Raw genomic sequence first — 22594 nt, forward strand, 5'->3', positions numbered from 1 at the left:
TCAGTGCTCCGCGTTCAGGCGGCTTTCGACCAGCTCGCGCAGCGCATCCAGCTCGCTCCGGATCGCCGCATTGTCCTCACGCAACGCCGCATTCTCGGCTTCGAGCTTCGCGTTCAGACCCTGGATCGCGGCGAGGGCGACGCCGGCGGTGTCGACCGTGCTGATCGTGCGCTCGTCATCGCCCAGGCCGAAAGCGGCGCGGAAGTCCTGCGCGACCGGGCCGATGTGGCGCACTTCGGGGGCGTCGCGATACGACCATGCACTGACCGGCAATTGCGCCACGCGCGCCAGCACTTCGCCCGCGTCGATCGGCGCAAAGCCGGTCTTGGCCGCGCGGTCGCTGACGTTGGTGAAGCTCTGCGCACGCGCCGTACCGGTCGGCGTACTGGCACCCGGGCCAAGCGTCATCAGCAAGGTACCGCCGGCACCCGGATCGAGCGCGGTGTCGCTGTGCACGCCACCCCTGAACCAGGCGAAGTAGCCACTGCCGCCAGCGCGGTAGTACTGGGTACTCGACTGCACACCGATGGCGTACGAGGTACCGTAGAGGTTGATCATCTGGCGCGCCAGACTGCCGAACGACAGCGCTGCCGGTGCCTGCACCGCGGCATCACCGGCGACTGTCAGCGCCGTGTTCGCCTCCGGCGTGTTGGTGTTGATCGCCACGCCATTCAGGGCACGGATCAGGAACTGGTCGGGGCCGGTCGAAACGAAGCTCGCTTCTTGGCCATCGGCCCAGACGAACGCACCCCGGTCACCATATGTGCCAACCGTTGCCACGCCGATGCAACCCTGTCCTGCGCTTCCCGACTCGCTACCAGGGCGAACCTTGGCGCGGTATCCGTTCGCCGAAGACAAGTTGCCACCCGCACAGTTAAAGGCGCCGCCAGTGATCGTGCTGTAGGCGCCGCTGGCAGTGTTGTAACCGCCACCACCGATCGCGCTGAATTCGCCACTGGCCATGTTCGCTCCTCCGCCCGCAACGGTGCTGTAGCTACCACTGGCCGCGTTCTCACCGCCACCGCCGATCACCGCCCCGGAGTCTGCGGATGCGCTGTTGTTATCGCCACCGCCGATGGTGCTGGTGTGCCCGCTGGCGATATTCTGATAGCCGCCACCGACGTAGCTGAATTCGCCGCTGGCCTGATTTTCCCAGCCGCCCGAAATCGTGCTTTGGCTTCCCATCGCCAAGTTGCCCTTGCCACCACCCACGACCGCAAACGACTGCAGATCCAGATCTCCCTCATCCATGCCGGCCACGTTGCCATAGCCGCCGCCGACGGTTCCGTAGTGATCGGCAACCTGGTTCGGTGACTCGGCACTGAAATCCGGGTCGCTGTTGCCGGTGGGCACGCCGCCGCCGGAAATGGTCGCGCCACGCACACCAGCCGTCACGCCGTTGACGCGCGATCCCGCGATCGCATTCGCGGTTATCGGCAGGCCGCCCGAAAGGATGCTGGAGGGCTCGATGCGCAGGCTCTGGACGTTGCCAGTCTTGATCACCAGCGGCTGCGCGTCGGTGGTACCAAGAAAGTTCGTCGCCGGATCGCTGCCCGAATCGCCGGTGCTGCTCCAGCAGGCACCGATCAGTGGCGCACTGATGGCCTTGCTGCGGCCGGGAATGGTCGCGAAGTTGCCGGCGCCCACATCGCGCACCGCGACTTCGAGCCAGGCTTCGCGGTCCTTCGCGAGCGGCGCATCGAAGCGCAGTTCGAAGCGGCCGTCCTTGACTTCGACGCTCGAAAATTCGATGGGCGCCATCAGGCCCGATGCCGATTTTTCATCGGTGTAAGCGGCGATGCGCAGGTCGTAGCGACCGTTCGCGGGAACGCCGCGATCATCGAGCTGGCCCTGGTAGACGAACTCGGCAGCGTGCGCGCTGGAGGCGATGGCGGCAAGCAGGGCGGCGTGCAGCAAGGTCGAGTGCAGCGTTCGTGACATGGCGGATCCTCGTTCGATCGGAGCCATTAGCCTAGCGACTCCACCCGAACGCGCGCGACCGCGCCTACGTCTCGAAGCCGTCCTTGAACAGATTCAGGTCCAGCGGGTCGCAGCTCGCGTTCGTGGATTTGAGCGCGAAACGGCCGTCCGCGGATTTCGCCTCGGGCGTCACCCGCGCCTCGGCACGCAGGCGGAAGCGACCATCGTCGCTGGAGGCGCTCGGCTGCAGTTCGCCGCGAAGCTCGAAGCGTGCGGGCTCGGCGGCTTCGACTGCACCGAGGGGCAGCAATGACGCAACAGCCAGCAACTTGAGGAGGTGCGAGCGCATGTCAGTGCTCCGCCCGCAGACGCGCTTCGATCAGCGCGCGCAACGCGGCAACTTCATGGCTCAATGCATCGATGCGCGCGTCCTTGGCCGCGTTCTCGGCTTCGAGCTTCGCGTTCAAGCCCTGGATCGCGGCGAGCGCAACGCCGTCGGCATCGATGGTGGCGATCTGGCGGTCGCTGTGGCCGAGCCCGAAGGCGGCGTGGAAATCTTCCGCCATCGGACCGATGTGTTCGCCCTCGGTCGAACCGATGTAGGTCCAGCGGCTAAGGTCGAGGCCGAGCACGCGGTCGAGCACGTCTTCGGCATCGACCGGCTGGAACCCTTCCTTGTAGGTGCGCGAGGATGCGTTGGTCCATACCCCGCCGTAGCTCAGCGAAGCGGTACCGCCGCTGCTCCCGACCACCTGCAATCGGTCAGCGCCGCTGGCCAGTCCCAACGGACTGAACACGGTGGTGCCAGAACTGTCTGAGACATACAGATTGACGCCAGCACTGTTGCGCGTCACCAGCCGAAAATCGACATCGGCGTCTCCCGTGTTCGGCCGGGCGTGGATCACAAAGTCGTCGTAGGCACCGTACAACGACGAACCATTGAACACCGCCCCGCCATCTGCGCGCACCAGGAACTGATTCGGGCCGCTAGAGGTGAAATCCACCGCTTGCGAATCGGCCCAGACAAAGGTACCGGTGTCGCCTCCCGCTCCACCGGTGGGCACGCCGCTGCAGGCACCGAAGGGCTCCGCTACGCCAGGACGCACCTTCGCCCGGCTCCCGGCCACGAACGAGCGGTCGCCGCCGGCGCAATTGCCCGAGCCGCCGGCGACCACGCCGTAGTGGCCGACCGCGCTGTTCGCGAGCCCGCCCGCCACGCTGGCATAGGCGCCCTTGGCCACATTCCAGCTGCCACCAGCAACGGTGGCGAAGGGCGCGTCGATGGCGGTTCCACCGCTGTTGCCGGCGATGTTCGAGGCACCGCCGCCGACACTGCCGTAGACGTCCGACACCTGGTTGCCGTCGCCGCTCGAAAAATCCGGATCGGCGGCGCTGATCACGCCGCCACCGGCAATGGTCGCCCCGCGCACCCCTCCCCAGATCATGTTGCCGCTGCTGCCGGCCAGGATGTTCGCCGTGATCGGCGTTGCGCCCGAGAGCTGCGACGATGGATCGATGCGCAGGTGGCGGGTGTTGTGCGTCTTCAGCACCAACGGCTGCGCGTCCGTCGTGCCGAGGAAGTTCGTGGCCGCGCTGCTGCCGGTGTCGCCGGTGCTGCTCCAGCAGGCACCGATGAGCGGCGCGGCAATGGCCTTGCTGCGGCCGGGGATGCGGCTGTAGGTGGCGTCACCCGTTGCACGCACGGCGATCTGCACCCAACCCTCCGCGGCATCCGCAAGTGGCGCATCGAACTCGAGCTTGAAGCGGCCATCGCGCACCTGCACAGCCGGAAACGTCAACGCGGACGACAAGCCCCTGCCAGCCTTTTCATCGCTGAACAACGACAGCTCGATGTCGTAGCGACCATTGGCCGGCTCGCCAAAATCATCCAGCTGACCGTCGTAACGGTACTGCGCGGCATCGACACCGAACGCGGCAGTCAGGGCGAGGGCGAGCGAAGCGGGACGTAAGAACGACGTGGACATGGCAGCGACTCCGTGGGACCAATGTGTGACACATCGTCTCACGCGCGTTGGGCGCGCGCACCACCCCACATCCGCTGTCTGCCCTCCGCAGCCGCGATCAGTTCTCGAAACCGTTCGCAAACAGCGCGTCGGGACTGACGCCGCAGGCAATGCCCGATGCGGACTTGAGCGCATAGCGCCCGTCCGCCGAGGTCTGCTGCGGCACCACGCGGACTTCGGCGGACAACGCATAGCGCCCGTTGTCGCTGCGGGCGACTGGCTTCAGTTCGGCACTGACGCGATAGCGCGCGTCGACCTCGATTGGCACACCCGCTCGCGCGAGGCCCGGACCGATCGCAGCGAGGATCCAGCCTGCATGCATCAGGGCGCGCATGTCAGTGCTCCGCGTTCAGGCGGCTTTCGACCAGCCTGCGCAGAGCTTCCAGTTCTCCACGCAACGCGGCATTTTCGGCTTCGAGCTTCGCGTTCAGACCCTGGATTGCAGCGAGCGCGACGCCGTCGGCATCCACCGTGGCGATCTGCTTTTCGCTGCGACCGAGGCCGAAGGCAGCGTGGAAGTCCTCGGCCACCGGCCCCATGTGCTGGCCTTCGGCGGATCCGATGTACTGCCAGCGGCTGATGTCGAGATCGAGCACGCGCGTGAGCACGTCTTCGGCATCCACCGGCTGGAAGCCTTGCTTGAAGGAGCGGGAAGATGCGTTGGTCCAGGTGCCGCCGTTGGACAGCGCGGCCGTGCCGCCCATGCCGCCCTCGACCTGCAGGCGATCGAATGTGGCACCGATGTCGTTGGGCCGGAACACCAGGCTGCCGGTGCCGTCCGCGACATAGACCAGCACATCCTTGCCATTGCGCGTCGCCAGGCGCATGTCGAAATCGGCGTCGGCAGTGGTCTCGCGCGATCGCAGCACGACATCGTCGTAGCTCTCCTGCACGGCGGAGGCATTCAGCATGAACCCGCCATCGGCACGCACCAGGAACTGATTGGGGCCGCTGGAGATGAAGTCGGCGGACTGACTGTCGGCCCAGAGGAACGTGCGCCGACCCGCTTCCGACCCCGTGGTTGGAATGCCGCTGCAGGCCAACCCGGACGGAGAGGAAGCGGGCCTCACCTTGGATCGATAGCCTCCGGCCCAGGAGCTGGCACCACCGGCGCAATTCAGGTTGCCCCCACCGACGACCGCGTGCGCTCCGTGGGCGGTATTGTGCGTGCCGCCCGCAACGGTGGAAGCGATGCCGACTGCGAGGTTGTGATTGCCACCGCCGACGCTGCCCGCCGTTCCGTTCACGATGTTGTTGATGCCTCCGGCGATCGTGGCGTAAGTGCTGGCTGCTTGATTGCCTTCGCCACCACCGACGGTGGCCTTTGACGCCGATTGGGTATCGTTCGCGAAATCCGCATCACCCGCCCGGTTGCTGTAGCCGCCCCCCACCGTGCCGAAATCATCCGTGACCCGATTCGGCAGGTACGCCAGGCCTCCTCCCGAGATCGTCGCCCCGTCGGCTCCGACCGTGATCGCGTTGAGGTGGCTGCCGGCGGTGACATTGGCCGTCTCCGGGAACCCATCGTAAAGCCCCGCGCTCGGCTCGATGCGCAGGCTCTGCACGTTCGCGGTCTTGATCACCAGCGGCTTGGCGTCGGTGGTGCCGAGAAAGTTCGTGGACGGGTTGCTGCCCGCATCGCCGGTGCTGCTCCAGCAGGCGCCGATCAGCGGCGCGCTGATCGCCTTGCTGCGGCCAGGGATGGTGCTGAAGGACGCGTCGCCGGATGAACGCACGGCGACTTGCACCCAGGTCTCGCGGCTGACCGCGAGCGGCACATCGAAGTCGAGCCGGAAGCGGCCATCGCGCACCTCGACACCCGGGAAGGTGAGCGACGGGGACAGGGCCTTGCCGGCGGTCTCGCCGCCGAACACGGACAGTTCGATGTCGTATCGACCATTGGCCGGCTGGCCGGAATCATCGAGCCGACCGTCGTAGCGGTATTCGGCCGCGTGTGCGCCGAGTGTGGCTGCGAGGGCGAGCGCGAGCGCGGCGGGACGAAGCGTGGATGCAGACATGGCGACAACTCCTTGGAAACGGGTGGTCGGTCGTGCCGACAGACACGACCGGTGGACAATGCGGACGACTACTCGAACGAATCCTTGAACACGGCGTCGCCGGGCGGCACCGACTCGCCGAACCAGAAGCCCGACTGCAGACTGGTGCCGCCAGCGGACGCGCTGCCGGGATCGGGCTGGCCGACCGTGCCTCGCAGCACGTAGCTGCCGCCCGTCAGGCGACCGCCGCCGCTGTCGATGGTCCAGCGCGTCAGCACGGGCGGGCCGAAGCGAATGCGGTCGAAGCGCACCGCGCCGCCATTGCCGCTGCCCACCGGCTTCTTGATGACCAGCCAGAACTCGACGGACTGGACGCTCGGCGCCATCGGCATGTAGGCGTCGATGAATGGCTGCCAGCTGGTCTGGCTGTCGATGACGTCCACCGTGATGGTGAAGTAGCCGTTCTCGGTGGTCTGGCAAGCCGCATCGCTGTAAGGGGCGTAGCCGATGGCGGCAGCGACGCCGGGCTCGCCTTCCAGCAAGGTACGTACCGCCACTTCGACCGTGATCGGCTTCGCCATGGCGCGGATATCGATGCACTGCTTCAGCACGATGCGGCCGTTGCCATCACCGGGTTCGTTGTCGCGAATTTCGACCGCGCCTGATCCGGCTTGACCATCGGCATCATCCGCGACCCAGGTCGCCGTCCAGTCCGGCGGATTGATCGGGATCCAGTCCGCGACATTGGCATTGAAGTCGCCGTTGCGCAGCGAACCGGCCTCGGCAAGTGGTGCCAGCGCGAACATCGCCAGCACGGCAACGATGCTTGGGCGCAGGTTCATGGCAGCTTCCCCGGCGCTGCGGCGGACTTCGTCGGCGCGAGGCGCGGCGCGTCCTTGGCGGATTCGACCCCGAGGCGCTTGCCGGCGGGTGCGCCGTACAGTTCCGGGTGCAGGTACTTGCCGCGTTCGGCCGGCGCCTTCTGGAGTTCCACCGGGATGCGGTGCTTCTCCGCCCACGCATCCTTGCGGATGCCGGTGACCTGCCAGCTGACCTTGGTGTTCGGCGTTTCGGTGCGAATCGCGAAGCGGTTGCCCTGCACCTCCTCGGCGACCATGGCGCGCGCGAAACTGCCGATCACGGTGAGCTGGTAGCGGAAGTCGCGATTCAGCGCCTCGAACCAGTCGGGCAGATCGATCGATGCGTAGCCGCGCGCGTCGGTGACGATGTTGCCGTTGTAGACGTTCATCATGTCCGGCGACTCGACGAAACTGTGCAGCAGGAACTTGTTCGCCGGGTCGAGCGGGTGGTCGATCTTGAAGCTACCGCCGCCCTTGCTCAGGGTGCCGCTGACGTCGACATTGCCGACGAACAGCGCGGCCTGGCCGGCCGCATTCTGGAAGTAGCCGGCGCGGCCCGTGGCCGTGTTCGCGATCGCGCTGATGGTCGATCCAGAGGTGGTGGTGCTGGCCAGTTCGGCGTTGATCACCTGGCTGCCGGCGCTGGTCGCGCGGATCGCCCAGGCGCTGCTGGTGCCGTTCGCCTGCACCACCAAGGTGTCGCCGCTCGGCAGGTTGCCCACGGCGACCAGCGCATTGCCGCTGCCGGTGCCACTGGTCGCGCTGTTCTCGGCACGCAACCCGGTGCCGCTGCCCGACGCGGTGCGCGCCAGCACGCCGATGTTGTTGCCACTGGTCGCGAGCGCGTCGCCGACCAGCGCCGTGCCGGCCATCGAGTTGGTCTGCGCATAAGCCGCATAGGCGTTGCCAGTGGCCGAAGAATTGATCGCGAACACGCCGGCGCCGTCGGGAGAACCGGTCGATCCGCGTACACCAATGGCCTGGCCCGCAGAATCGCTGGCCGCACCATCGAGGCCCAGGGACTGCCCCTGCGCCACCACACCGGTCCCGCCCTCGCCACGCACGCCGACGCCGCTGCCGGTGTTGGAGCCAACCACGCCGTAGCCACCGACCGACGCGGTTTGGCCGTAGACGCCGGTGGCAGCGCCGGTGGTCGCCTGGTTCACGCCGAGCACGCCGCGGCCGAGCGCGGCGACGCTGAGCCCGTACACGCCGCTGCCGCCGCTGGTGCTGGTGTTGTTGCCCTGCACGCCGCTGCCGAGCGACGACGTGGTCTCGCCGCGCACGCCGGAGACCACGCCAGTCGCGTGCAGCGCGCGACCTTGCACGCCGATGCCGGTCGGACTGCCGCTTGTGCCTTGCACACCAACCGTCGCTCCCGTCGCCGCAAAGGCTTCGCCAAGGACACCTGCACCCGACGTGTTCCAGCTTTGGCCACGGACCCCCACGCCGTCACCCGACCCAGTCGAAGACGACAGTCCGACGATGGCGTCCGCGCCATTGCTAACGGTTTGTCCGAACACGCCGACCGCGGTCTCTCCGCCTGTCGAATGCCCCCATACCCCTGCGCCACCCGCGACCTGACGCCACCCGTAAACACCTGCACCGTCTCCAGGCGTCTCGGAATCGCCCCAGACGCCACGCATGCCCTTCCCGTAGACGCCCACTCCGGAAGTCGGGTTCGTGCTCTCGCCATAGACGCCGGTGCCGGCGTTGGCACTTCCAGTATGACGACCCAAAATGGCGCTCGACGCCATGTCTGCGCTGCTGTTGGTGACCGTCAGGCCCGCCGCAGCCGCACCGACCCAGGCGGCTCCAAAATGCCCGTGGTCACTTCGCGACACCGTGTTCGCCGCACCACTGCCGGCAAAGTTGACGCTGAAGGTGCTGCCACTGAGGGTCAGCCCATTGCCGGCGCTGTAGCTGCTGCCACCGGATTCCGCGGCCGGGGCCCAGGCCGCGCCGTTCCACTTCAACACCTGGCCGCTGCTCGGCGTGCTGCCGAGCACGTTGAAGCCGCGCAGCGCGTTCGCGGAAGCGGCGAGCGGCGCCGGTTGCACGGCGATGCGGCCAGCGAGCGGCGTGCCGTTCACCTCGACCTGCAGCCAGCGCTGCGCGCCGGTGAAGACCACGCCGGTGAAGTCGAGGTCGATCGAGAACACGCCGGCCGCGACCGGCCAGGCGTTCGCGGTCAGCGTCGAGCCGATCTGGCTGCCGGCGCTCTGCGCGTCATACAACTTGAACGCCAAGTTGGCGCTGCCGTTCAGCGGCGTGCCTGCCTGTTCCAGGAAACCCTGGAAGGTGAAAGGTTCGGCGCGGGGCGCGGTCACGGGCAAGGCGAGCGCGATGGCGGCGGCGAGCAGGAGCGAGCGGAGGGGTCGGTTCATGACGGGCTCTCGTGTCGACTGATGGATGGATGGGTGTGAGGACGCCGCTTCGGTGTCACTTGCCGCTCGGCACGACGCCGATGCGCTTGCCGGCGGGCACGCCGTACAGTTCCGGGTGCAGGTACTTGCCGCGTTCGGCCGGTGCCTTCTGGACTTCCACCGGGATGCGGTGCTTCTCCGCCCACGCATCCTTGCGGATGCCGGTGACCTGCCAGCTGACCTCGATGCCGGGCCGGCTGCTGCGGATTTCGAAGCGGTTGTGCTCGACCTTCTTCGAGACGATCGCCTGCGCGAAGGTGCCGATCACGGTGAGCTGGTAGCGGAAGTCGCGATTCAGCGCCTCGAACCAGTCCGGCAGATCGATCGTCGCGTAGCCGCGTGCGTCGGTGATGATGTTGCCGTTGTAGACGTTCATCATGTCCGGCGACTCGACGAAGCTGTGCAGCAGGAACTTGTTCGCCGGGTCGAGCGGATGGTCGATCTTGAAGCTGCCGCCGCCCTTGCTCAGGGTGCCGAACACCCCGAGGTCGCCCGCGATGATGGCGTTGCCACTGGCCTCGAGCGCGCTGCTGCCGCCGGCCAGGGTGACCGCGGTGCCGCTGCTGTTGCCAAAGCGCGCGGCCTTGGCCGAGGCACTATTGGCGTAGGCGTAGATCGCATCGCCCGTGCTGGCGGCGTTGGTCAGGCGTGCACGCAGTGCGTGCGCGGTGCCACCGGTGCCGCTGGACAGCGCGTCGATGGCCTTGGCATTGCCGGCGCCCAGTGCGCGGATCTCCGCAGCCACCGCGCCATCGGCAGAACTGACCGCACCGAGCGCGATCGCTGGTGCCGCGGTCGCGGTGTTGACGCCGTACAAGCCATAACCGCCGGCGGCACCGGTCTCGCCGCGCACGCCGATCGGGCTGCCGCTCGCACCACCGGGGGCGAGACCGTAGATCGCGGTACCCCCGCTGGAGCCGGTCGCGGCAGCGACACCGTAGGCGTTGCCGCTGGTTGCGGTGTTGATCACGTAGACACCGATGGCCGCGGGTGATGCGACCATGGCTTGCACGCCGTAGGTGGCGGCAATGGGATGCGCGGCGACCGCCATCACCGCCGTTGCCTCGTCGCCGCCGGTCGTGGATGCAATCAATCCGTCTTTCGTGCCCTCGGCCTCCATGCCGGTCTCGCCGGCACCGCGCACACCGATGCCACCGCCCGCTGCATCACCGAAGACGGCAACGCCGTCCGGCGAATCGGTATTGCCGAGCACACCGTAGGCAACACCAGCGCTGGCGTTGTTCTCGCCAAAGACACCGACTCCCTGGGGCGACACCACCCGCCCCAACACACCCTTGCTATAGCCGCTGGCATGCTGCGCCTCACCTTGGACGCCGGCCCCGGAAGCATCAGTGGCCACGCCGAAGACGCCATAGGCCGAGCCCTGCCCTGAGACGCCGGTACGGCCGCTGCCGCGGACGCCCGCGCCATTCGTGGACAGGCTGCTGCCGTACACGCCGGTGGTCGCACCGCTACCGGTCGAGGTCGCGTTGCCGCGCACGGCAACTCCATCGGCAGAACCGGTCTCGCCGTAGACCGCAATCGCGCTGCCGGTCGTCGCCGAACTGACCGCCTTCAACGCGAAGCCATCCGGCGACGCGCCGCGTGCTTCGACGCCCACGCCCGCGCCGGAATTGGCGAAGGAGATGCCGGTCACGCCGATCCCGCCGGCAACGTTGCTGGAACCGCGAGTGCCCACGCGGCCGAAGCCGACCACGCCATAGCCTGCCGTGGACTGACCGAACAGTCCCTTTGATTCCGAGTCGGGACTGCTGTTGAAGGCGGCAATCGCGCCGGTGCCAACACCTGGATTCTGGTTGAAGACCTGCAGTGCATTGAAAGCGCTGTTGCCGCTCCAGGCATCACCGTAGTGGTCGTGATCACTGCGCGACGCGGTGTTCGCCGCGCCACTGCCGGCATAGTTCACGCTGAAGACCGTACCGCTCAGGCTGAGGCCGTTGCCGGCGCTGTAGGTACCGCCGCCGGACTCCGCAGCGGGTGCCCAGGCCGCGCCGTTCCACTTCAGCACCTGGCCGCTGCTCGGCGTGCTGCCGAGCACGTTGAAGCCGCGCAGCGCGTTCGCGGAAGCGGCGAGCGGCGCCGGTTGCACCGCGATGCGGCCCGCGAGCGGCGTGCCGTTCACCTCAACCTGCAGCCAGCGCGGCGCGCCAGTGAAGACCACACCGGTGAAGTCGAGATCGATCGAGAACACGCCGGCGGCAACCGGCCAGGCGTTCGCGCTCAGCGTCGAGCCGATCTGGCTGCCGGCCGTGTCGGCGTCATAGAGCTTGAACGCCAGGTTGGCGCTGCCGTTCAGCGGCGTGCCCGCCTGTTCCAGGAAACCCTGGAAGGTGAACGGATCGGCCTGGGCGGTGGCGAACGGCAACGTTGCGGCCAGGGCCAGGGCGAGCAAGGCATTGCGCAGGTTCATCGGAAGCTCCTCGGGTTGGAATGCGTGGTCATCACTGGATCTGCAGCGAGAAGCCGATCAGCCGCCATTGCGCTTGCTCGCGCACGAACTTCTGGGTGAAGTTCACGCGATAGGCATCGCGGGCGTAGTGGCCGCTGAGGACGAGCACGCCGTCTTCGTTGATCTCGGCCTCGCCATCGAAGGCGGGCGCCAGCTGGTCGGCGAAGGACCAGTCGAAGTCGACGCCGAGGAAGCCGCGATACGACTCCTCGAAGCGCTCCAGTGAAAACTGTTCCTGCCACAGGCGCGAGGTCGAATCACGGAACTGGCGCATGCTCCCGGCCGCTGCCGAGGCACCGAAATCACGCAGCGACTGCGCCACCAGTTGCGCCTGCGCGTCCGGCGCGGGCAGCGGCGGACGCGCCTCGACCAAGCCCGTCGGCAGGCTGCGTTCGATCGCCTGGATGCGCCAGCCGGCGTCTTCCTTCACCAGCGCGACCTTCACCGGCACGGTGCCGCCGGAACGCGTCGTCAGCTCGCCGACCAGCCGGCCACTGCCGTTCTCGATGACGCGCGACGACCACGAAGTCTGCGTCACCTGGCCGAGGTCTTCGCCGAGGAAGCGGCGCAGGCTCGGCTCGTCGACACTGGCCAGAAATTGCTGCGACAGCAGATCACGCGCCGCCGCCAGATCATCGCGCTCGACCGCGGCGAAGAATTCGTCGGCGCTGCGGGTGATGCCCGCGGTGAGATAGAGCGCGGCGCCGACCGCGAGCACCGCGAACAAGGCCAGGCCAGCAAGGATCTTGAGGAACAATTTCATCGTGGTTTCCATCGGGGAAAGAAGAAGAGGAAGCTGGAGGCTGCGCGCCGGGGGACGTCGCGGCAGCGGTTCATTCGCAATCGGACTCGCCGCGGTAGCACCAGCCGCTGTCCATGTTGTAGAGAATCTTCATGCTGGTCTCGTGGCTCATGCGCGAGATCTGGCTGGCGAGCGCGTAGGCCGCGGCTTCGTCGGCGGCGCTGTAGCCCGCAGGTGCGGAACGCTGCATTGCTGGCGCAGGTGCGTGCACCGACTGCTTGACCTGCTCGATCGAGGAAACCGGCAACCCGGCGAAGGCAACCAGTGGCAACACCGGTCCGCCGAGTTCGATGAAGCGCTGCTCCAGCGCCGAGAAGAACAGGTGCACGATCGCGCCGCTGCGCGCGTCGGTGTAGGTGTAGCTCGCCAGGTATCCCGGCTTGCGGCCTTCCTGCAGCTGGTGCAGGCGATACAGCGCGCCGTTCTGGTCGCGCTCCTCGATCAGCGTCGCGACGATGCCCTGCTTCGGCAGGTCGAGCTGCGCCAGCACGGTGTCGGCGACCTGCCGCGGAGCGACGTACTGCCCGGGCTGCCCTTGCACACCGATCAGCGCCAGCACCGGCGAGTCGTCGTCGTTGCGGTTCTCGCTCACGATCAGGCCGTACTCGTCCTGCTGGCGCGACCAGCCACGCGGCAGTTGCATCGGCGTGCCGGCGATTTCGACGCGGTCGAAGCGCGGCACTCCAGCACCGAGTGGCGACGCCGCGAGCAGCGTGGCCAGCGAGAGCAGCAGTAACGCGAGACGATGGGACATGACAGGGTTCCTTGTCGGGAGTGAAGGGATCAGGCCAGCCCGTCCGGGCCGAGGTTCAGGCGCAGCGGTCCGATGTCGAGCACGACCCAGCCGTCGATCGCGGCTTCGGTAATCAGCTCGCCGTCGATGCGCGTGCCGTTCACCGAGCCGAGGTCGCGCACCAAGGCACCGCGGGTCGGCAGCACCACGATCTCCGCGTGCCGGCGCGACACGCCCGGGCAGTCGAAGTGCAGGTCGGCGTCAGGCGAGCGGCCGAGGCGGAAACGACCCTCGTGCAGCAGGAAGCGACATTCGCGCTGCACCGCCTCGGGCGGCTGCAGGTAGGACCAGTAGCAGGCGGGGGTCTGCGCCGGGTCCCGTGCCGGCAGCCCGTGGCTTTGGCCCCAGCGGCGCGCCTCGGACTGCAGCGCGGCGAGCCCCACCTGCGCGTCTTCGTGCAGCGCCGCCAGCGACAGCACGTAGCCGTTCAGCGCTCGGTGGGCGCGCAGCGAGCGGGTGGCACCGGAGGTGGGCCGCCGTGGACTTGCGTCGATGTCGTCGAAGCTGCTCATGCCACGTCTTGCGCAATCCGCGTGCCACTAGCGAAAGACTGTCCGATCAACGACTTGGACGATTTTTTCGGACGGTATCGTTCGCGTTCGCGAACGCCCGCCCGCGTGCGCGGGCCGCGCGTTCGCGAACGCGCACAAGCCCGTGGCACACTGCCCGGCCGATGCCGAGGACATTGAGCGTGATCACGCCCGAATCCACCGATAAGCAGGTCGACATCGACCGCACCGACCTGATCGCGCTCACGCGCACGCTCGCCGGTGCCGAGCGCGAGGCTGCGGCCGCGCCGGAAGTCGGCACGCGTTTCGGTCGTTACCGCATCCTGCAAGCGATCGGAAGCGGCGGCATGGGCACCGTCCATCTCGCCGAGCAGATGAAACCGGTGCGTCGCCAGGTGGCGATCAAGGTGATGACCATCGGTCGCTTCTCGCCCGAATACCGGATGCGCTTCGAGATCGAGCGCCAGTCGCTGGCGCGCATGGGCCATCCCGGCATCGCCCAGATCTTCGACGCCGGCGCCACCCCCGAGGGCGATCTCTACTTCGTCATGGAATACGTCGTCGGCGAACGCTTCGACCTTTGGTACCAGCGCCCGGCGGCCACGCTCGATCAGCGCCTGCTGCTGCTGCGCGACGCCTGCCGCGCCGTTGCGCACGCACATGCGAAAGGCGTGCTGCACTGCGACCTCAAGCCCTCCAACCTGATGGTGGCCGAAGTCGATGGCCGACCGTTCGCCAAGCTGATCGACTTCGGCATCGCGCATTCGATCGGCGAGGGTCGGCACGAAGCTGCCGGCACCCCCGGCTACATGAGCCCGGAGCAATTCGGGCAGGCCGACATCGACACCCGCAGCGACGTGTTCTCGCTCGGCGTGCTGCTGTTCGAGGCGATCACCGACCAGCGCTTCCGGCCCTGGGCTGCCGAGAGCCTGGTGCCGCTGGCGTCGGCGCGACAGCGCGTGGAGGACGAACCCGACGGCTGTCCGGCGTTCGCGCGCCGCGGCCTCGGCGGCGCCCGCATGCGCGAATTGCAAGCGATCCTCGACCGGGCGCTGGCACGCGACCGCGACCGGCGTTACGCCGGTGCCGACGCGCTGGCCGACGAACTCGACCGTTTCCTCGCGCACCAACCGGTGCTGGCCGCGGGCCAGGGCGGGTTCTACGCCTTCCGCTGCTTCGTGCGACGGCATGCGCTGCTCTCGGCCGCGGTACTGGTGTTCGCCGTGGTCAGCGCGGTGCTGGTCTGGCGACTGGTGGCGCAACTCGCGGAGACGCGGCGCGAACGCGACACCGCCGACCAGGTCACCGGCCTGCTGCTCGACACCTTCAGCGCCGCCGATCCGTACGCGCATCCGGGCGGCAGCATCAGCGCCCGCGATCTGCTGCGCGGCGCCGCCGCGGACATCGGCCAGCGTGCAATCACGCCCGAGGTGCGGGTGCGCGTGCTGCGGACCTTGGGCGAGGTGCAGTCGCGACTGGAACTGTTCGCGGATTCCGCGCAGTCCTTCGCCACCGCCGCCGAGTTGACCAGCGACGACGCCGAACACACGCGCCTGCAACTGGCGCAGGCGCAGGCGTTGATGAATGCCGAGGACTTCGAGGCCGCCACCACGCTCGCCGACGCCGCACTCGCGACGCTGCCGGTGAGCGCCGCGGCCGACCGCGCCGACGCGCTGCTGGTGCGCGCCGAAATCGGCGAATACACCGAGGACCTGACCCGCGCACGCGCGCTGCTTGCCGAAGCCGAGCCGCTGGTCACGATGGCGCACGATCCGGAACTGCGCCATCGCCTGCAGCGCCTGCTCGGCCGCGTCGTGCTCGTGGGCGGCGATGCGGCTGCCGCGGTGACGCACCTCTCCGCAGCACTCGAGACCGCACGCACGCATTTCGGCGAACAGGACCTGCGCACCCTCGACACGCTCTCCGATCTCGCGGTGGCACGCGCCCAAGCCGGCGACCTCGAACGTTCCGAACACGAACGCCGCGCCATCGTCACCCTGACCGAGCGCATCTGGGGCGAAGACAGCCCCGGGCTCGCGATCGCACTCAGCAACCTCGGCGCGCTCCTGCAGCGCCGCGGCGGCGATGCCCGCCTGCGCGAATCGGCCGAGATCACGCAGCGCGCCTACGACATCAACCGGCGCATGCTCGGGGCCGAGTCGATGGACACCGCGCTCACCGCCAACAACCTGGCGAACGTGCTCAGCCTGCTCGGCCAGCACGCCGCCGCCGAACCGCTGCACGCGGCCGCAGTGCATGGGCTCGAAGCAAGCCTCGGCAGCGAGCATTCGCACCTCGGCATCGCGCTCAACAACCAGGCACGCAACCTGATCCGCCTCGGCCGCGCCGCAGAGGTCGAACCGCTGGTCGAGCGCGCCGGGACCATCCTCGCCGCCAGCCTCGGCCGCGAACACCCGCGTTACGCTGTATGGCAACTCACCCGCGCCGAATGGCTGCTGGCCGCCAACCGCCGCGCCGAAGCCATCGTCGAAGTCGCCGCCGCCCGCACCCCGATCGAAGCCAGCTTCGCCGCCGACAGCGCCGAAGTCGCGCGCCTGCGCGAATTGCAGACGGCGACTGCGGGGCGCTGATCCGCGGGGTCGCCCCTGCACCGCAACACCTACCGGACGCACCCGCTCCCCTGCCCGCGCCATCACGCAACGCAAGCGCTCGGCTACCATCGCGCCACGCCTGCGCCGGCGGGAACGCTTGGTCCATCGTCCCGCGCACCCGCGCGTCGCGAGCAACCCAGAGCACGCCATGCCCGATCACCACCCGTTCTCGAACCGCAGCGTGCTTCGACCTTGGTCGAGCTTTGATCGACTCGTCGACGAACTGGCGACGCTGCACGGGCGAGCCCGCGCTGCTGCCGCGCGATCGGTCGACGAAATGCTCACGCTGCGAAGCTGGCTGATCGGGGTGTGGATCGTTGCCTTTGAGCAGGACGGTGCCGACCGGGCTGCATACGGCGAGGGGCTGCTCGATGCGCTCGCTGCGGAGTTCAAGCGCCGTGGCGTCACCGGTCTCGGCGCGAGCAATCTCAAGAATTGCAGGCAGTTGGCGCTCACCTGGCCCCGGCTTGGAATTCGCCAGACGGCGTCTGGCGAAATTCTGCCGCCGCTGCCGGAGTTGATTCGGCAGACACCGTCTGCCGATTTGGTTCCTGCGCTGCCCGCACGCTCGGAGCCGCTGCCTTGGCAAGACGATGCATGGCAGGCAAGGTTGCGCCAGGAGCTCTCGTTCTCCCACCTGTTGGAGTTGTCTCGCGTTCAAGAGCCGCTGGCACGCGCCTTCTATGAGGTGCAGGCACTTGCCCAGCGCTGGAGCGTGCGCGAGCTGAAGCGCCAACGCGAGTCGATGCTCTTCGAGCGCGTCGGCCTGTCGCGTGACAAGGCGGCGGTGCTCGCGCTCGCGGAACAAGGGCACATGCTCGACACGCCCGCAGCGATTATCCGCGATCCCTATGTGCTCGAGTTTCTTGGCCTGTCCGAGCGCGAAACCTATCTGGAAGCTGATCTCGAGGCCTCGCTGATCGACCATCTCCAGGCCTTCTTGCTCGAACTGGGTGGCGACTTTGCCTTTCTCGGTCGCCAGTACCGCATCACCGTGGGCGGCCGCCACCACTTCATCGACTTGCTCTTCTTCCATCGGCGCCTGCGCTGCTTGATTGCAGTCGATCTCAAGATCGGTAGCTTCGGCCACGAGGACGCGGGGCAGATGAACTTCTACCTGAGCTACCTCCGCGACAACGTGGCGCTCGACGACGAATCCGACCCGATTGGCATCGTCCTGTGCGCCGACAAGGACGCCGAGGAGGTCCACTACGCAACGGGAACACTCGACAATCAGGTCTTTGTCTCACGTTACCTGACGCGCTTGCCGACCGAAGAGCAGCTGCGCACATGGCTCGCGGACGAAAAGGAACGCCTCGCTCGAAGGCAGACGCCCAACTGACCGGTGATCCGAGGACGCAACTCTCCGGAGAATCCGGATGGTTTGAACCGAGCGCAATCGCGAGGCCAGGCGCGAGGTCAATATTCTCAAGCGTTTCATGAGCGACCCGACGTTTCAGGCCGTGGTGACGAGTGCGGCGGCGTTGGAGGCCTGATGGCAACTCACCTGCGCCGAATGGCTGCTGGCCGCCAACCGCCGCGCCGAAGCCATCGTCGAAGTCGCCGCCGCCCGCACCCCGATCGAAGCCAGCTTTGCCCCCGACAGCGCCGAAGTCGCACGCCTGCGCGAATTGCAGACGGCGACTGCGGAGCGCTGATCCGCTCTACTCGAACGAGTTCTTGAAGATCTCGTTGGCGCCGATGGCGTCGTCGTTGACGATGGTGGCGTCGACGTGGCCGGTCGGGTAAATGTCGCCGCCGCTCGGGTTGGACAGCGTGACGCGGAAGCCTTCATCGGGTTCGTTGCCGGTGTCGCCGGCGACGCTGATCACCATCAGCATTTCGGACTGTCCGGCAGCGAAGGTCGTGGTGCCCGAGGGGAAGACACCGCCGCTGAAGTCCGCGGCACTGGCGGGGTTTGCGCCGGTACCGGAGACCGTCCAGGTCACCGTCGCCGGGTGCAGGTCGCTGCTGCCACGACGCAGCATCATGCTGAACGGCGTGCTGCCGGCATGGCCTTCCGGCGCCGAGGCGGTGACCGCTTCGATCCACAGCGAACTGTCGTCGTTGCGGATGGTCGAGCTGACCTGGTTCGCGTTGGTGTCGATGCCGCAGCCGCTGGCGTTCTGCAGGCGCAGATCGAAGGTTTCGTCGAACTCGAGCGCGGAATCGCCCGCGACGTCGACGTCGATGTCCCACTGGGTGGCGCCCGGCAGCATCACGTAGGTCATGGGAACGCCCGGGGTCCAGCCCACGAAGTCCGCGGCGTCGGGAGCAAACGGCCCGCTGCCGGCGAGCACTTCCAGCTGGAACGAGCAGATGCCGGTGGTCACCTGCGCGCGGGTGACGCGAAAGCGGTGCTTGGTGCTGAAGTACTGGCCTTCGTTGCGGTCGCCTTCAAGCCGCGTCAGCGACAGCACTGCGCTCGGGAAGAACGAGTCGTCGTTGATGATCTGGCCGGTGGCGGTGGAAGCGCTGCCGAGCCGGCCGTTGGTCGGCGTGCCGAGCGACACCGCGAAGCCCTCGGTGTTCTCGGCCGAGGAGTCGCCGTTGACGTGGATGAGGAGGGTCGCCTCGGTCTGCCCGATGGCGAAGTGGACGGTGCCTCCGGCCCAGGTCGTGGGCGGGAAGTCGCCGGCGTCGGCCTGATGCGTACCATGACCCTCGGGCAGCCAGCCCACCGAACTCGGGACGCGCGTGTCACCGCTGCGAAGCACGCGGAACGAGAACGCCGTAGTGCCGCCGTTGCCTTCGACCCTGGATGCATCCACGGCCTCGATCGTGATCTGCGGCACCTGGTATTCGTAGGCGCCGATGTCGGCGACGTTGACCGCCGGGGCCACTTCGCGCGCGAAGCCGGAGCCACGCTGGTCGTAGGCGTGGCCATAGTCGTCGCCGCGATCGAGTGCCGGGCTGTTGCCGTTCAGCGCGCGCAGTTGCACGCAAACCGGGGCTTCGAACAGGCTGGCGCCGACCTTGGTGGCGCAGCCGTAGTCGGCCAGGATGCCGAGGCCGCCATCGTTGTGGAACAGGTTGTGGCCGCCGGCGTAGATCTCGCCGGCGGGGTCGCCGAACTGGCTGTAATCGGCATACAGGCGCGGGTCGGTACCCGAGGCCAGGGCGTTGCCGGCGGCACCCGCGTTGTCGGTGATCAGGGTGCTGCGCAACCAGCCCCAGGCATTGTGCACGCGCAACCCGCCGGGCTCGCCGACGTCGGTGGCCACGTTGTGCGCGATCGTGCTGTTCTCGATCCGGATCGGCGTGTCCAGTGCATCGATCGCCGCGAAGCCGCCGAGGTTGTTCACGATACTGCTGGAACCGATTTCGATCCGCTGGGTCACCACGGTCGTGATCGCCGAGGCGCCAGTCGCCACCCCACCCGAGATCGTCGAATTCGATAGGTACAGCTCCCTGCCCGGCCGCAGTGCCGTACCGCGGTTGTTCTTGAACCAGGTGTTCGAGACCGAAAGCGCGCCGCTGCCGGCGGTGGCGCGGAACACCGAGGCGTCGTCCCGCGGGTTGCCGGCGCCATCCCGGTTGCCGTTGCTGTCCAGCAGGCTGTCGCTGACCCAGCTCTGGGCGACGTCGTACAAGAGCACGGCAGACGCGGACGGCGTCAGGGTGGTGCCGTTGCCACGCAGGGTGCTGTGCGCCAGCGTGAACGAGCCAACGTTCTGGACCCAGAGCGCGCCGGCCTCGGCGTTGCTGCCCTCGGCGACATTGCCCTCGAACTGCGAGTTCTCGATGCGCAGGCTGTCGCCGTCGAGCATCCACACCGCACCGCCGGTCGCGTACTGGCCGGCGGCCCCAGTGTTGTAAGCGCGGTTGCTGTCGAAGTGCGAGTTGCGGATGGTGAGTTCGTCCACGTCTTCGGCGCAAACCGCACCGCCGCGACCGGCGCTGTCGCCAGCCACGTTCTCGGTGAAGGCCAGGTTGTCGATGATCACTCGGCTGGTAACGATGATGTTCGCGTCGTGCAGCCGGATCGCCCCGCCGCAGCCGATCGGCAACGCGATCGCGCGCCCGTCGCGCAGCAACAGGTTCTCGAAACGCAGCTCGTGCGCGAGACCCGGCGTCTGCAAGGTGAAGTCGGCGTGGAAGATGCGCGAGCTGTTGCCGCCGCTGATCTCCTGTCGTCCCGCGGGGCCAACGATGCGCAGGGTGCGCTTGATCACGATTTCGCCCTGCGCCAGCTGCATGGTGCCGAGGCCGGGCGCGATCTCGATCACGTCCATGCCCACCGTGCCCGCGACGCAGTCGATCCTGGCGCCGTAGTCGTAGTTGGCATTTTCCACCGCCTCGCGCAGCGAGCACGCGCCGTCGCCGTTGATGTTGTCGTCCCCGGCACTGTTCACCAGGATGGTGGCGGCGAGCGTGGGTCCCGAGGCAACCAGAGCGGCCACGAGTAAAGCGTGCAGACCGTGCCGGGCCGGCTGGAACAGGGATGCGAGCAATGGCTTCATGGCGAACTCCGTGTGGGATGGCCCTGAAGCGCAATCCGCATGCCAACGGCAACTCATTGATTTTGCGTGCTGCGGCTGCGCCTGGTTCGCGTTTGCGAACGCGCCGACGGGTGGCTTGAACGGATTTGTTCGAGTTTGCGAACCGTTACACTCGGCGCATGATCGAGCACCGAGCGCACTTCGCCGGCCTCTGCCTGCTGCTCTTCGCCGCCCCCGCGCTGGCGCGCGACTGGCACGTGCGCACCGATGGCAACGACAGTGGCGACGGCACCCCGACCGCGCCGTTGGCGAGCCTGCGTGCGGCCCTGGACCGCGCCGATCCCGGCGATGTGGTGCGCGTGCACGCCGGGACCTATTTCGAGACCGCGCCGATCGACGCCAACGCTGCGGGTACCTCCGGCATGCCGATCGTGGTTGAGCCGGCGGATGGCTCGCGCCCGGTGTTCGACGCCATTGGCATGGCCCCCGACAGCAACTTCGTGCGCGTCGGCGGCAGCCACTACATCTTCCGCGGACTCGAGTTCCGCAACGCGCGGCGCACCACGTTCTCGGTCTGGGGCGGACAGGACATCACCATCGAGGACTGCTGGGTCCACCACAGCGTGCGCGGCGCGCTGTATCCGGGCAATGGCGCGGTGCGCATTCGCTTCCTCGACAACCGCGTCTGGCGCAACGTGCAGGTCAACAACCCGCCGGTCGAAGGTGGCGGCTGGCCGTCGGCGGTGAACCTCAGCGATGACGGCGACGTGGTGACGGGCAACCGGATCTTCGAGAACTTCGGCGAAGGCATCGGCCTCTACGGCCGCCACCACGCGGTGCGCGACAACCAAGTGCGCGACAACTGGTCGATCGACATCTACGTCAGCAATGCCACCGACAGCACGGTCGAACGCAACACGCTGCTCGCGCTCGGCACTCCGGAGTTCCTGCGCTTCGGCGCCGCGGCGATCGGCATCAACCTGGCGAATGAGAGCGCCAGCGATCCGATCCAGCTCGACGCCATCCGCATCGCCAACAATCTGATCGGCGGACCGCGTCGTCGCTGTCTGGGTCAGTGGAACGGTTACTCCGGCGTGCCGATGCACGCCGTCGAAATCCGCGCCAACACCCTGGCCTGTGCCGCCAGCGACGTCGCCTGGCACGCCGACGCCGGCGACCACGGCGGCAGCGTGTTCGCCGGCAATCTGGTCTGGCAGCGCAACCCGGTGCAGCCGGTCGCCAGCGTCAGCGGCAGCAGTGGCATCAGCTACGACCACAACCTCTGGTTCGGCGGCAACGCCCCGCCGGCCGCAGTGCAGGGCGCGGGCGACTTGCTCGCCGATCCGCAGCTCGCCAACGCCGACGCGCTCGACGCCGAAGGCTTCCTGCCGATCGCGAGCTCACCCGCCGTCGATGCCGCCGTGCCCGCGAGCATCGCCGAAGACCTGCACGCCCTGCCGCGCCCGTTCGGCCCCGCGCCCGATCTCGGCGCCATCGAGTATCGACCGCCGTTACTGCGCGACGGCTTCGAATAGCCGCACGATCGCAACACCACCGTATCGGTGCGCACCGCGTTGCGGTGCACACCCTACGACGCCCGGCCCATCCATGCGCGTCGATGCGCGGCGATGCGCGTCGACTCGCGTAATCGAATGGACTCACCCCCTCACCGAGGCGTCTAGGCGCCAGGAGTGGTGAACTGCGTGCACCACGACCAAAGTGAGAGGGCGAGCCCATGA

15 protein-coding genes are annotated in these 22594 nt (G+C 67.8%); 3 read left to right on the top strand and 12 right to left on the bottom strand.

Going from position 1 to position 22594, the window contains the following annotated elements; translation table 11 throughout:
• From IPG63_00300 to IPG63_00350, 11 genes are all read right to left on the bottom strand, one after another.
• A complete protein-coding gene (locus IPG63_00300; protein ID MBK6725695.1) occupies window positions 1-1941 on the bottom strand; it encodes a tail fiber domain-containing protein in 1941 nt (646 codons plus the stop codon).
• A 64-nt stretch (window positions 1942-2005) separates the two neighbouring features.
• Window positions 2006-2269, bottom strand: a complete 264-nt coding sequence (locus IPG63_00305; protein ID MBK6725696.1) for a hypothetical protein — start codon at window positions 2267-2269, stop codon at window positions 2006-2008.
• 1 nt (window position 2270) lies between these two features.
• A complete protein-coding gene (locus IPG63_00310) occupies window positions 2271-3905 on the bottom strand; it encodes a hypothetical protein (GenBank protein ID MBK6725697.1) in 1635 nt (544 codons plus the stop codon).
• A gap of 97 nt (window positions 3906-4002) precedes the next feature.
• Entirely contained in the window at window positions 4003-4278 is a 276-nt protein-coding gene (locus IPG63_00315; GenBank protein MBK6725698.1) for a hypothetical protein, read from the bottom strand.
• Window position 4279: 1 nt separating this feature from the next.
• Window positions 4280-5962: a hypothetical protein gene (locus IPG63_00320; GenBank protein MBK6725699.1), complete on the bottom strand. Its 1683-nt coding sequence runs from the start codon at window positions 5960-5962 to the stop codon at window positions 4280-4282.
• A 68-nt stretch (window positions 5963-6030) separates the two neighbouring features.
• Window positions 6031-6783, bottom strand: a complete 753-nt coding sequence (locus tag IPG63_00325) for a hypothetical protein (GenBank protein ID MBK6725700.1) — start codon at window positions 6781-6783, stop codon at window positions 6031-6033.
• Window positions 6780-9188: a hypothetical protein gene (locus IPG63_00330; GenBank protein MBK6725701.1), complete on the bottom strand. Its 2409-nt coding sequence runs from the start codon at window positions 9186-9188 to the stop codon at window positions 6780-6782. Before IPG63_00330 ends, IPG63_00325 begins: the two co-directional genes overlap by 4 nt.
• Before the next feature lie 55 nt (window positions 9189-9243).
• Window positions 9244-11658, bottom strand: coding sequence for a hypothetical protein (locus IPG63_00335; GenBank protein MBK6725702.1), 2415 nt, complete (start codon window positions 11656-11658; stop codon window positions 9244-9246).
• A 31-nt stretch (window positions 11659-11689) separates the two neighbouring features.
• A complete protein-coding gene (locus IPG63_00340) occupies window positions 11690-12460 on the bottom strand; it encodes a hypothetical protein (protein ID MBK6725703.1) in 771 nt (256 codons plus the stop codon).
• A 70-nt stretch (window positions 12461-12530) separates the two neighbouring features.
• Complete coding sequence (locus IPG63_00345) at window positions 12531-13253, bottom strand: hypothetical protein (protein ID MBK6725704.1); 723 nt, start codon at window positions 13251-13253, stop codon at window positions 12531-12533.
• Window positions 13254-13282: 29 nt separating this feature from the next.
• Window positions 13283-13804, bottom strand: coding sequence for an FHA domain-containing protein (locus tag IPG63_00350; protein ID MBK6725705.1), 522 nt, complete (start codon window positions 13802-13804; stop codon window positions 13283-13285).
• A gap of 179 nt (window positions 13805-13983) precedes the next feature.
• Between IPG63_00350 and IPG63_00355 the strand changes: the two genes are divergently transcribed.
• Both IPG63_00355 and IPG63_00360 read left to right on the top strand, forming a co-directional pair.
• Window positions 13984-16392, top strand: coding sequence for a serine/threonine protein kinase (locus IPG63_00355; GenBank protein ID MBK6725706.1), 2409 nt, complete (start codon window positions 13984-13986; stop codon window positions 16390-16392).
• Window positions 16393-16561: 169 nt separating this feature from the next.
• Window positions 16562-17755, top strand: a complete 1194-nt coding sequence (locus tag IPG63_00360; protein MBK6725707.1) for a DUF1016 family protein — start codon at window positions 16562-16564, stop codon at window positions 17753-17755.
• A 322-nt stretch (window positions 17756-18077) separates the two neighbouring features.
• Here the strand turns inward: IPG63_00360 and IPG63_00365 are convergent, their stop codons facing one another.
• On the bottom strand, window positions 18078-20876 hold the full coding sequence (locus tag IPG63_00365) for a CSLREA domain-containing protein (GenBank protein ID MBK6725708.1): 2799 nt from the start codon (window positions 20874-20876) through the stop codon (window positions 18078-18080).
• A 158-nt stretch (window positions 20877-21034) separates the two neighbouring features.
• Between IPG63_00365 and IPG63_00370 the strand changes: the two genes are divergently transcribed.
• A complete protein-coding gene (locus tag IPG63_00370) occupies window positions 21035-22390 on the top strand; it encodes a right-handed parallel beta-helix repeat-containing protein (protein MBK6725709.1) in 1356 nt (451 codons plus the stop codon).
• The last annotated feature ends 204 nt before the right edge of the window (window positions 22391-22594 follow it).

The sequence above is a fragment of the Lysobacterales bacterium genome, assembly GCA_016703225.1.
In the GTDB taxonomy this organism is placed as follows: domain Bacteria; phylum Pseudomonadota; class Gammaproteobacteria; order Xanthomonadales; family Ahniellaceae; genus JADKHK01.